At 41.3% G+C, this 11,213-nt stretch carries 15 protein-coding genes and 4 tRNA genes; 6 read left to right on the top strand and 13 right to left on the bottom strand.

The window, feature by feature from the left end; all coding sequences use genetic code 11:
- The first annotated feature begins 65 nt into the window (after positions 1-65).
- Positions 66-623 (top strand): tetratricopeptide repeat protein, encoded by a 558-nt coding sequence (locus tag ACFQ3S_RS02640; protein ID WP_377160965.1) that lies wholly within the window; start codon positions 66-68, stop codon positions 621-623.
- 138 nt (positions 624-761) lie between these two features.
- On the opposite strand, the gene ACFQ3S_RS02645 is transcribed toward ACFQ3S_RS02640, so the two are convergent.
- A complete protein-coding gene (locus ACFQ3S_RS02645; protein WP_377160967.1) occupies positions 762-1,709 on the bottom strand; it encodes an MBL fold metallo-hydrolase in 948 nt (315 codons plus the stop codon).
- Positions 1,710-1,782: 73 nt separating this feature from the next.
- Between ACFQ3S_RS02645 and ACFQ3S_RS02650 the strand changes: the two genes are divergently transcribed.
- A complete protein-coding gene (locus ACFQ3S_RS02650; protein WP_377160969.1) occupies positions 1,783-2,085 on the top strand; it encodes a hypothetical protein in 303 nt (100 codons plus the stop codon).
- Positions 2,086-2,232: 147 nt separating this feature from the next.
- Here the strand turns inward: ACFQ3S_RS02650 and ACFQ3S_RS02655 are convergent, their stop codons facing one another.
- The 4 genes from ACFQ3S_RS02655 to ACFQ3S_RS02670 all read right to left on the bottom strand — a co-directional run bounded on the left by ACFQ3S_RS02655 (position 2,233) and on the right by ACFQ3S_RS02670 (position 5,444).
- A complete protein-coding gene (locus tag ACFQ3S_RS02655) occupies positions 2,233-3,327 on the bottom strand; it encodes an AI-2E family transporter (protein WP_377160971.1) in 1,095 nt (364 codons plus the stop codon).
- Positions 3,328-3,708: 381 nt separating this feature from the next.
- Complete coding sequence (locus ACFQ3S_RS02660; RefSeq protein WP_377160973.1) at positions 3,709-3,921, bottom strand: hypothetical protein; 213 nt, start codon at positions 3,919-3,921, stop codon at positions 3,709-3,711.
- 461 nt (positions 3,922-4,382) lie between these two features.
- Complete coding sequence (locus tag ACFQ3S_RS02665; RefSeq protein ID WP_377160975.1) at positions 4,383-4,751, bottom strand: VOC family protein; 369 nt, start codon at positions 4,749-4,751, stop codon at positions 4,383-4,385.
- A 69-nt stretch (positions 4,752-4,820) separates the two neighbouring features.
- On the bottom strand, positions 4,821-5,444 hold the full coding sequence (locus tag ACFQ3S_RS02670; RefSeq protein WP_377160977.1) for an FMN-dependent NADH-azoreductase: 624 nt from the start codon (positions 5,442-5,444) through the stop codon (positions 4,821-4,823).
- Between the two features lie 230 nt (positions 5,445-5,674).
- Between ACFQ3S_RS02670 and ACFQ3S_RS02675 the strand changes: the two genes are divergently transcribed.
- Complete coding sequence (locus ACFQ3S_RS02675) at positions 5,675-6,064, top strand: winged helix-turn-helix transcriptional regulator (RefSeq protein ID WP_377160979.1); 390 nt, start codon at positions 5,675-5,677, stop codon at positions 6,062-6,064.
- Positions 6,065-6,587: 523 nt separating this feature from the next.
- Here the strand turns inward: ACFQ3S_RS02675 and ACFQ3S_RS02680 are convergent.
- From ACFQ3S_RS02680 to ACFQ3S_RS02695, 4 genes are all read right to left on the bottom strand, one after another.
- A tRNA-Lys gene (locus ACFQ3S_RS02680) sits at positions 6,588-6,660 on the bottom strand.
- Positions 6,661-6,770: 110 nt separating this feature from the next.
- A tRNA-Lys gene (locus tag ACFQ3S_RS02685) sits at positions 6,771-6,843 on the bottom strand.
- Positions 6,844-6,955: 112 nt separating this feature from the next.
- Positions 6,956-7,960: a YCF48-related protein gene (locus ACFQ3S_RS02690; protein WP_377160980.1), complete on the bottom strand. Its 1,005-nt coding sequence runs from the start codon at positions 7,958-7,960 to the stop codon at positions 6,956-6,958.
- A 6-nt stretch (positions 7,961-7,966) separates the two neighbouring features.
- Positions 7,967-8,404 carry a DUF2147 domain-containing protein gene (locus ACFQ3S_RS02695; protein WP_377160981.1) on the bottom strand — a complete coding sequence of 146 codons (438 nt, stop codon included), beginning with the start codon at positions 8,402-8,404 and terminating at the stop codon, positions 7,967-7,969.
- A 203-nt stretch (positions 8,405-8,607) separates the two neighbouring features.
- Here ACFQ3S_RS02695 and ACFQ3S_RS02700 point away from each other — a divergent pair.
- Together ACFQ3S_RS02700 and ACFQ3S_RS02705 are read left to right on the top strand one after the other, a co-directional pair.
- A tRNA-Leu gene (locus ACFQ3S_RS02700) sits at positions 8,608-8,691 on the top strand.
- Positions 8,692-8,806: 115 nt separating this feature from the next.
- Positions 8,807-8,893, top strand: a tRNA-Leu gene (locus tag ACFQ3S_RS02705).
- 92 nt (positions 8,894-8,985) lie between these two features.
- Here ACFQ3S_RS02705 and ACFQ3S_RS02710 read toward each other — a convergent pair.
- The gene (locus ACFQ3S_RS02710; protein ID WP_377160982.1) at positions 8,986-9,312 is read right to left on the bottom strand and encodes a hypothetical protein; all 327 of its coding nucleotides are present in this window, start codon (positions 9,310-9,312) and stop codon (positions 8,986-8,988) included.
- A gap of 126 nt (positions 9,313-9,438) precedes the next feature.
- Here ACFQ3S_RS02710 and ACFQ3S_RS02715 point away from each other — a divergent pair, with 126 nt between their 5' ends.
- The gene (locus tag ACFQ3S_RS02715; RefSeq protein WP_377160984.1) at positions 9,439-9,810 is read left to right on the top strand and encodes a hypothetical protein; all 372 of its coding nucleotides are present in this window, start codon (positions 9,439-9,441) and stop codon (positions 9,808-9,810) included.
- 43 nt (positions 9,811-9,853) lie between these two features.
- Here ACFQ3S_RS02715 and ACFQ3S_RS02720 read toward each other — a convergent pair whose 3' ends face one another.
- Genes ACFQ3S_RS02720 through ACFQ3S_RS02730 form a run of 3 tightly spaced genes read right to left on the bottom strand, consistent with a single transcriptional unit; the run spans position 9,854 to position 11,018 of the window.
- Positions 9,854-10,306 carry a hypothetical protein gene (locus ACFQ3S_RS02720; protein ID WP_377160986.1) on the bottom strand — a complete coding sequence of 151 codons (453 nt, stop codon included), beginning with the start codon at positions 10,304-10,306 and terminating at the stop codon, positions 9,854-9,856.
- A gap of 2 nt (positions 10,307-10,308) precedes the next feature.
- Positions 10,309-10,500, bottom strand: a complete 192-nt coding sequence (locus tag ACFQ3S_RS02725; RefSeq protein WP_377160988.1) for a hypothetical protein — start codon at positions 10,498-10,500, stop codon at positions 10,309-10,311.
- 2 nt (positions 10,501-10,502) lie between these two features.
- Entirely contained in the window at positions 10,503-11,018 is a 516-nt protein-coding gene (locus ACFQ3S_RS02730) for a glycoside hydrolase family 73 protein (RefSeq protein ID WP_377160990.1), read from the bottom strand.
- Positions 11,019-11,213: the final 195 nt, after the last annotated feature.

Raw genomic sequence — 11,213 nt, forward strand, 5'->3', positions numbered from 1 at the left:
TAAACCATACCCGGAATATGCCCTTACCATTCAGGCTCTTTTTTATAATAGCACTGCTTTGTTTTATGAGCGTGTTAGCAACCGCTCAAACTCCCGAAAGCATTTATAACAAGTACACCGACTTTAATTTGGCACGCCTGCAGGGCGAAAGAACTAAATCTATTACTTTAGGTCAGACACTATTGCCTGATGCCGGCAAGCTACCTGAAAAAAACCGTATAGGCTTTTATAACAGCCTGGCTAAATTATATGAAGATAACAAGCAGTTGGATTTAGCGCGACCTTTATATGAAAAAGTAGTTGCTGCCGTACCCGATTATTATGTAGTGCATTTGGCGCTGGGACACATTTACATGAACGATGCCAATGCCCTGGCTGTAAAAGTGAACGACGCTAAAGGCGATAAAGCGGCTTATCAGCAAAGCCGCACGGCCTATATTGCGGCAGTGAACAAAGTGCTGATGCATTTAGAAAAAGTACAGGCCTGCGACCCTTACGATGATAACCTGAACTTGATTAAAAAACTTTATACCAGCATTGGCAACCCCGCTGGTTTTGCCGGTTTAGAGAGTCGGTTAAAACCCATGCGAGCTAAATGCCTGGATATTTTGGATGAGAATTGATTAGAGAGTTTTGCCATAAATTATTTTTGCCATACTAAACTTGTTTCAGCAACCCACCAAAAAGGTCGTTAATAAATGGGCTATTTAGCGTGTGAGATGCCGATATTCACCGGCATGACGGGGTAGAGTTAAACGTAATTAAAACTTCATCATCTTACCCTGCTCTGGGAAAATCAATTTTAAATGCATATTGTTACCTGTTTTAAGTTGCTCTTTAATGCGCAAAATGTGGCTTTGCGGAGGTTTTACATGGGTAATAACCATATTAACCTTTTGTAATGCAACAACGCCGGTAAGTTGACTCAATTTGTTCATCTCTTTCATTAACCAGGCGGGTGTAAAATGACCGAACAGAGTTTTATCGGGTTGCTGGTTAGGAAAGGAAACTTCGATCATCAGGGCCTTCAACTGACCGGCTTTAATTAAAGGTGCTACCGACTGCCACAGTTTTTGCAGGTTCTGGCTCTTCTCTATCTCATCGGGGCCGGTGTCACCAAGGTATAGCAGGTAGTTATTGTTGCTGTTTACTAAAAAAGCGGTGCTTTGCAGGTTGGAGTGACTTAGCACAAAGGCCTGCACTTTTAAATTGGTACCGGCCACATTTACCTCGTTACCAGGCATGAGTACTTGGTAACGGTACTTGCTTAACTGCGGTTTTTCGCCCTCGTTGGCAAAGTTGGCCCATGCCTTCCAGGTAAAATAGTTATTTTTAAATACGTCTATACAATCGGCATTGGCATAAATGGTTTTGCTGGTGTCCTCGGGCGAATTGATGATGAGCCCACCCAGGTGATCTAAATGCGAATGTGAGATAAAGTAGGCTTTGACATATTGTTTGAGCACTTGTTCGACCGGAACCTTGAAAACTTTACGGTCTATAGCTTTTTGAATACCGGCATGCAGTGTGCCTGCATCCAGGCAAATGTAGCTGTTGCTGGCATATGGTGCCACCATATAAGCCGATAGGTTGCTTTCATCTATTCCACCCTTAACTCCAAGCGGCACAACTTTGAACGTTTGGGCGAAACTTGCTGACGACAAGAAGAAGCATGGTAACAACAAGCTTTTATAGAGAGATGACATCATGCTGTAAAGTTAGGTACAACAGTTAAAATACACATAACTATTTACCTGCGTAAAGTATTAATTTAGCGGCCTTATGAAATTAAGTAAATTTTTTGCCAAGCTGATGGTGCGGATGTTTTTCATCCTGATACTGGCGGCGGGGGTAGGTGTATGGCAAGGGGGCGATAAGCTAAAACACTTAGGCTACATTAACCTTTTTCAATGGCGTATGATATTCCCCGCTTTGCTTATCAGCGGCTTTATCGGACTCTTATTGACAGCCAGCATAAAAAAATATAACAATATGGAGCTGAACTGGCTGCTGGTAGTTAATACCCTCATGCTTATTATTTATGCAATGGCCATTTTTATGAAGATAGCGTATCCGGTAGCTTAGCCTCTTATCAAGAAGAGGGAAAGGAAATTACCTTACACGCCGGCCGGAGGCCGGGTAATAGCTGCCACCTGGCTGGAGCCGGGCGGCGGCAGAAATAATACTATATAAAAGTCATGGCTCTTGTTTCTTAAATCTTGTCTCTACCTTTCACTCCGTCTTCATTTCCTCTTGCGCCTGGCGGTTGTATTCGTAATCGCCGCCTAAGAGGTAACCCCAGGGGCGCAAGCCGTGTACATGATCGAAAATAATCTTAAATATGGCTATAACCGGGATTGATAAAAACATGCCCGATAAACCCCAAAGCATTTCGCCTAAAATAATGCCCATGAAAGTAATAAGTGCGTTAAGACGCACTTTTGACCCTACCACCAAAGGCAATATCACATTGGAATCTATAACATGGATGGCTACTACTACTATAGCTACAATTATAGCTTTGCTAATAGCACCGGTAGCAAAAGTAATTAAAGTACTGAGCAGTAATGCCGAAAATATACCTACATACGGAATGATGTTGAATAAGCCGGTAATGATGCCCAGCAACATGGCATATTTTACCCCGATAATCCAAAACGCAATGCAGGATATAGCCGATACGATCACCATTTCGAGCAGGAGCCCGATGATGTATTTGCGTAAAATACTTTGGATGCTTTCGGCTATGTTATGCACCGTTTTAGCCGCTTCCTCGTTAAAAACATAAATAACGAACCTGAACAGCAAACGCCTGTAAAACAGGATCAGGAACGTAAAAATGATAATAAAAACATAAAACAGCAACAGTGACGATACCGCGCCGAAGGTAGTACCAAAAATGCTGGTACCCGAGGCCATGAGCTTATCGGTGGTATCGTTCACATACACCATCTGTTTTTCGGCATTTACATGAAAGGTATGTTGTACCCAAATCTGTATATCGGAGGCCGATTTGCCTACCTGGTCTTTAAGCATGGGCCAATCGTTGGCTAAATTTGATATTTGAGTACCCACCAGGTAAACAATACCACTTATAAAAGCAACCATTAACAGGATGGATAGAAACCCCGACATGCTTCGCGGCATTTTAAGTTTCCGCTCAAAAAAGTTAGCCAACGGTAACAGGAGTATAGCGAACAAAAAGCCGAACATTAGCGGGTCGAGCAGTTCTTTGCCCAGGATAATTAAAAACCCAAGTGCCATTATACCAATAAGTATAAAAGCTGATTTGGCATAAAAAGGCAGTGGGGTATTTTTTATTATCATAGTTATGACTTTAATATTCTAAATATTTAGCTGATTAACATGGTATCGTTTTATATGTTTGTGTTGCGCATAGTTAAATTAAATACATGTCCCCGAAATATTAAGGAAATTAATCATCTTAAATGGTTGTTTGAGGAACGCTCAGTTGTTATAAATTCCTGCACCTTATCCTTTGATCACTCATATCGCGCAAAGTTCTGCTGCTGCCTTTATTCTTGCTTACTCTTTCTGCAAATTATTTGTTATGCAGTTTTAATGCTTGCATTAATATTTTTTGTAAATGCTGTATAGGCATATATACCTCATTAATCATATCCGTATGAACTCGCTTGTTTACAGCGGATACCTGATTATAATGCTTTTCTAACTCTGCCTTAGTTTTTATGATGTAGCTATTAATGAGTTTATAGTTTGGGCAGCACTTAACGCAGCTGGCGATTCTTCATCCCAATAATACGAGTGAATTTTTACTGGAATAAAATCAGTACGCCCACATTTCACAGTATTACGAACATAAATAAATACTAAATCTTCTTTTATGACTTTTTGGAGTTTTAGCCAACATAATATGGATAGATCTTCATTTACTTTCATACTTTTTTGTTTTAATTTGAAACTGTGTTTTTTAAACTGAAAATCAAACTGATATAGTGTATAGTGCAATTCGGCCACCGATTACTTTAAATTAGATTGAACTAACTTGTAATGAAATTTTTAAGAAAAGTGGAGGAATGGTTTTGGAAAATTTAGTTAATAACTCAAAAACTAAATAAGCCTCAAATCTTTCGACTTGAGACTTTCTGCTTAAAATGTGATCCCACTGGGATTATTTTCGAACCATTTCCTTACAGAATTGAAAAAATCAGGAACATTAAATGATCAATGGTTCGAGTTCTGCCCGGTCTGGCGAGAAAGTTCTGAAACACCAGCCCCAACAGGACTATTATCGAACCATTTTATGGCATAAACGCAGATGGATATAGCGCAAAGCTGATAGAAATATCAATGGTAATACTTCTATCAGCTATTTTACAAAGATACGGGAGAACTGTGTATTATCCCATGGAATGGAATCCAACTTTGTTTCCTTCTGTGTCGATAAAAAGTGCAATAAAGCCCCTGTTGTCACCAATAGCAGTTTTCGGCAAAATCACTATTCCACCGGCACTTTCTACTCTGCCTAATGGAACTGAAAGGTCATTTCCGCCATCTAAGTAAACAGTTGTACCGGTCATTGCAGGGACATAGTTTTCACCGCAAGCAATTGCTCCGCCAAATCCGCCTTTATGTGGATCAGACGGTAAATATGCATATTGCATATTAGGATCGTCATGAATTTGAGCATCTAAAACTTTTGCATAAAAAGTTTTTGCTCTTTCGAAATCTGTAGCTGGTATTTCAAACCAATTTAGAGTATTTACCATGTTTATTAAATTTTATTTGAGTGTTTAGTGTTTTTATTTTTTAGTTGTTAAATATAAATTCATCAGTAATCAGGCAAATACGGGTAACTCGAGTTGGTCAATCTGCGCTTCGGCATTCTGTACACTTTCTGCAGCGTTGAACAAAAGCCCGGAGGCTTCAATAAACTGCACGTGTTGAATACCCAGCGTTTGCCACAAATATTTTGCGTACGGTGTTGCGAAATCCTTGTCGCTCCCTATGCCGGTGCCCCCGCTGGTAAAAATGATGTACACGCTTTGTGCGGCAAGTTTGCCGTGAGAAACGCCGTCAACGTATTCAAAGGTCGAGCCGGGACGGCTGATATGGTCAACGTACGCTTTGAACGTGGAGGGAATGGTCCAGTTGTAAAGCGGCAGGCCGAGCACCACCACGTCGGCGGTGAGCAGTTCTGTCACCATTTCGTCGGAAAGCTGCTTAGCGGCCTGCATGGCCGGGGTGGGGTTTGCCATGGCGTACAAAATCCCATCAACCATCGCCTCCGTTGGGAGGGGTAGGCCTATTGCTAAATCGCGGGTGGTAACGTTAGCTTCGGGATGATCCCGGCGTAGGCGCGCTACCAAGCGGGTGGTTAGTTGCCGGGTTACTGAATCGGCATACCGCGGGCTACTGTCCAAGCGCAGAATTTCAAGGGGGCGGGATGGGGTGTGAGTCATAAGAAAAAGTGTTTGAGTGTGGTGAACAATTGATGATTAGTGGCAAGTATCATAGTTGTACATTTTTGTCAATTACCGGGGGTTTTTGCCGTTAGTTTCCCAAAACCTGATCTGGCTACTGTGATTAAAATGTTTTTACTTGACATGTTAATTACTTTGATTTAGTTTTGTAGTACAAATTTTCATTATTAACTTTAATTAAACAAGTAGGTTGATAAAAATAAGTAAGTATGGAAAAAGCTACTAATATTGAAAAAGAAATAGTTAACGACGAAAAAAAAATTGTTTTTGATGAATATTCTTGTCCTGTAACTGCTACTATTCAAGTTTTGGGTGGAAAATGGAAGGCCATTCTCATCAATGCTATCTACTTCACATCCCCTGCACGGTTTGGTGAATTGAGGCGTAGCGTAAAAGGAATCACGCAATCAATGCTTACTACTCAATTACGAGAGTTAGAAGCTGACGGGATAATTAGTAGAAAAATTTATGCAGAAATTCCCCCAAGAGTGGAGTACAAGCTTACCGACTTTGGGCTAACCCTATCGCCTATAATTCAAGCAATGGCAGAGTGGGGCAAACAATACAGACTTAACGATGAAATAAAAAAGAAAAAGTAAGGTTTCATTGATATCACGCTCAGAACTCCTCAAAGAAATCAACGAGCTGAACAGCCGTATTGCCGAAGCAAGGGAGTTACTTTTTAATGTCGATATAGACGGAGCAGATTATAAGACCATTAAGTCTGAAAATAAAAATATGATAAACGTATTGGAAGCAAAGTTAGCAGAAGCTGCAGCAGACTCAAAAGCTGAAAACATAGAACCGATACTTAGGTCATATTGCTTGAAGGCAAGATATGTGATCTGCGAGGTAATCAGATGAGCATAAGTGAGGCCGAGAAAACGCTGGATGCAGCGTTACTGAAGCTAACCTGCCTCAATACAATTTACTGTAAGTCTGATCATAACGTAAAGCGAAAACTGATCGGTTCGATATACCCCGAAAAGTTCATATTTGAGGATTTGAAAGTTCGAACTGCAAAAACAGGGGATATATTTAGTTTTATTTACCTGATAAACAATGAGTTAAGAGGGCATAAAAAAGGGACAAACAATGTTTTAAATCGTTTGTCCCAAGAGGTGATCCCGCTGGGATTCGAACCCAGGACCACTACATTAAAAGTGTAATGCTCTACCAGCTGAGCTACGGAATCAAAAAAATTTACTTTAATACCTATTAAATGTCTCTATTGCTTTATAGCACATTATAAAGCATCTCACAATTGAAATTTCAAAGCCTCCTGAAAGTCAGAAGGCTTTGATGTGATCCCGCTGGGATTCGAACCCAGGACCACTACATTAAAAGTGTAATGCTCTACCAGCTGAGCTACGGAATCAACTATTACCTTTTCCGATTAAAGTGGTGCAAATATAGGGTTTATTGCCTTTGCCTGCAAAAGTTTTTCAATAAAATTTGAACATGTATTTAAGTGTTTAATTATCAGAAAACTAAAGTTTAAATACAGCAATTTTCCCTTTATCGCCGGCTAATATAACCAGGCTGCCTTTCTTAGCTTTCTGGCATACGTTATAACTGGTGGTGTCAATTTGTTTCCAGGTTTTGCCTCCATCGTTGGTTAGGTTACTACCGGGCGTACCAGTAGCAAGATATTGTTTTTTGTTTAACCACTCTACACACGATTGGTAACCAGCTGGTCCTGGTGTTTTACCTTTCGATGTTATGACTTGAGTTTTATTAAAATTAACGCTTACGGAATCAAGCCGCTTGGCGTTGGCGTAATCGCCGCCTACAATTACTGCAAAATCGTTGCTAATTGAAAATGCCCCCTGGCTTGGTTTGCCTTGTGCTATAGGTATTTTTAAAGTCTGCCATGTGGTATCAATATTGTAAAATGTAAGCAAGCGCGCCGTACTGCCCCCCGTGACTATATTGATAACCTTGTTTTTACTTACCCGCAGGCAGGTGCCGCTTGCAGCAAAGGCAGCTTCACCCGGCAGGGCGGCAGGCATGTGTTTTAATTTTTGCCAACTGTTGCCGCTATCGGAACTTTCCAGCATCAGAAATTTACCCTCAATGGGGTCGCCCAGTACATAACCATATTTACCGTTTGCTGTAAAATCCATAGCATCTAAAAAATACGCTTTATCATCCTCTCGGTAAACCTCTTTCCAATTAGCCCCGCCGTTTACAGTTTTTAAAATAAGCGCTGGTGTGCCCGAACTCATGATGATGGCTTCTTTATCTGAAAAGGCTTCTATATCCCTGAAATCGCTTTGTTCGTATCCCTTTACCTGTTGCCAGGTCCAGCTTTGTCCGCCGTTAGTACTCAAGGCTACATGGCCTTTGCTGCCGCTTACCCAAGCCACATGGTCATCCACAACCGATAGTCCTCGAATGCTGGTAGGTTTCCCCTGCTCAACCAAGGTTATGGTTTGCCCGGTTACCAATTCAACGCTCAACAACAGGCAAATAAAAACGAATGTGTACTTCATTACAGATTATTTAACTCTCGTCCAAACTTCAGACCTGCCCAGTAACGAGATGCCAATGTAGCCTCTGATTTTGAGTTTGTTGCCATCCAACGTCATTTTGCATTTATAGGTTTTGCCATTTTTAGGATCGTAAATACTTCCTTCATCGTACAGCTCATCTCCATCGAACTTAAAGTTCTTCAAAATTTCCAGGCCTAATATGGGTTTGCTTTGCAAGCTTTTTTCAGGATTATTTATATCGGTTTTAGGCTGACCGGTAGTTTCATCATTGGGTAGCTTTAACCAAACCAGTTTACCAAAGTACAAACTGCCTTTTTTATAAACCAGGATCTGGCCTTCGCCACTTGGGTTAATCCATTTACCTAAAATAGCATCGGCCTTTTGTGCCTGTACAAACACGGGGCTTAAAAAGCCACATATAAGAATTAAAAAACTCCATCTCATTATCATATATTTATAATTGATACCCCGAAAGTATCAGGTAAAAAGCACTATATCAAACCTATAACAATTTTTATTAATTATTTAACTGCTTTTAGCTTAAACTGCTATATTTGCAGCCTCAATACCAATAATGGTTGATTGCGTATGCTTCTAAACAATTAATGTTCTTTTAGGCCTATTTAATTAACCAGGTAAAGAGCTGAGCCCAGGTGGCGAAATTGGTAAACGTTGCGGTCTCAGAAGCCGTTGAGAATTGTCTCTTGAGAGTTCGAGTCTCTCCCTGGGCACATTACCAGTCGGGTTTTTAAAAACCCGATTTACGCCGAAAATAAACAAGAATAGCACTCCTCATCAAGTGCTATTTTTTTTGAAGATGCTTTTACAGAGCATATTGTATTACCTGCCCAGGTGGCGAAATTGGTAGACGCACCATCTTGAGGGGGTGGCATTCGTAAGATTGTACGAGTTCGAATCTCGTTCTGGGCACCAAATAAAAAGGCAACCGATTTTTTATCAGTTGCCTTTTTTATGCATTCACAATATCATGAGAAGTTGCGAACTCTAATATTTTGGTAGTTAAACTACAGCAGATCAGGATCTGTTCCGCCAACATTGGGGCTGGTAATCTTGCTCAAATTATAGCTCACTTCGCCATCCTGTTCGGCACCTTTAATAAGCCCTTTTTCATATAAGCCCATTAATACCTGCTCGGCATGGCGATGCAACTCCTGCGGTGCTACTTCGGGTTCATACTCTGTTAACTTGGCAGCTACATCGGGTGCGGTGCCTTCACCTAATTGAGCAAGGGCATATAAAACCTTGTCCTGCCAGTCGGCCTCAGGATGATAGGCCTCAGGTGGAGCAACCGGTTTAAATTGTTCGTTGAAAGATTGATCTGCTTTATTCATAGTAGCTTAATAACATGCTGGTTAAACATATTGTTTCAACTGGTTGCAGTAAACCCTTATCATTAAAAATTTAAAAAGTGGAAGATGTAGATATGTTTAGTTAAACTTTAACTGCTATAATTGCACATGATTAAGGCGTATCAACTATATACAGCGGCCGACGGCCATTCTTACTTTAAAGCCGGAAACGTAGCTGAAGCGGTAATAACCCGTGCCGAATCTATCCGTTTTCAGGAGTCGCCTCCGGGCTCGGTTTATGATTGGCATCCGGCCCCAACTATGCAGTTTGTAATTAATTTGCGTGGTACTTTAGAGTTCACCACTTACAAAGGCGATACTTTTACCCTGAAACCCGGTGAAGTTTTAATAGCGTTGGATACTACCGGCAGCGGACATAAGTGGCGTTTATTGGGCGACGATCCGTGGCAACGGGCTTATGTGGTTTTTGATGATACCACCGATATTAACTTTATACCCGAGCAGGTGGCAGATGTTTAGGAGAGCGAGATAGGGCAATTGTGTATTGGAGACCGTGGTACGGCTAACTGGTTGCTTTAAACCGGTGCTGATAGTACCATTCCATAATGTAGGCACCGTCTTGCCAGGTAAGTTTGCCGTCCGCGGCTACCTGGGCTATTAAAACGGATAGGTTATGCAAAAAGGCGCTCTTTAAATCGCCGGTTAAGCTTTGCAGGGTTTTAATGGCACAGGCGGTAGTTTCCTGAGGCGTATTAGCGCCCGAACAGTTATCAGCTAACTTTAACTGGATAAGCAATGTGGGCAGGGCTGCACGCAAAGCGGCTTTGATCCTGTCGTCTGTTTCACCCGGAATAAGGGTGGTCAGGATATCGGCGGCGGGCGACTCTACAAATGTTTTAATATTTTCGGTTACTACAACGCCGGTATGTATGGCGGTTTTCAATTCGGCCGGAATACGGTTAAACAAGCTTTGAATAGCTTTCCAAATTTTCTTGATCCAAACGGGAATTTTCATAATCATTTTTTAATTTTAAGTTGACGATAGAATTTTACAGCCCATATTACCGCGCGCACTATCCATGATAAAGCCGTGGCGCAGCCCACCACGCAACCTGCGCAGGATGAGATAGCGGCCACCATTTTTAAGGTTTCATCGGTAAGGAGTAGTCCTTTTTGAGTGATAACATAGCTGCTTGCAGCAGACAGCATACCTACATGGGGTTTGTAGTTGAAATAGTGGTAGAGATATTTGACGGCATTTTGCATGGCGGGTCGTATTGTTTAAGGTTGTATTTGGTAATAATGCTGATGAGTTTTTGCGGGTAGGAGGGGTCGGTAGCGTAGCCGGCTTTTAAAAAGCAGCGGGCCTGCTCTTCGGGAGAAGTGCTATTAAATACACCATGCAAGGTGTAGCGCTTATTTACCTGTAAAAAGCGGACCCTATCGGCAAAGCCGGCAATTAAGGAGGGGTAAGAGCGGAAGGATTGTTTTACCGTAACGGGTTTGTTGTTGACGAATTCCTGTGTTTGGTAGGCAACTGTTTTACCTTTCCAGCCGGTGCTGGCTTTAATGCCAAAGTAATTGTGATGTAAGGCAGATAATTTAGACTTGCCATAATTGCTTTCAAGGCAAGCTTGGGCAATCATAAGCGAAGGGAATAAGTTGGTGCCCTGGCAGGCTTGAATAGCCGGAGGGGCTATTTGGGTGATGAAAGAGGAGGAGTTCATAGGATCTAATTTTTAGGTTAGTAGGAGAAGCTTGCTGGAAAAGCTATATATTAGGGCTGTTAATTATAATGCCCTCTATAGATAAGCGACGTGAGTATTGCTTAAACCATTGACGCTAATTGGTCTTTAAGGTTATTATTAAGATATTGGAGAATAGTTGCTTACTTGAGTTATAACTTTAAAAGTTTGGATACT

The sequence above is a fragment of the Mucilaginibacter terrae genome (genome assembly GCF_042679325.1).
In the GTDB taxonomy this organism is placed as follows: Bacteria; Bacteroidota; Bacteroidia; order Sphingobacteriales; family Sphingobacteriaceae; genus Mucilaginibacter; species Mucilaginibacter terrae.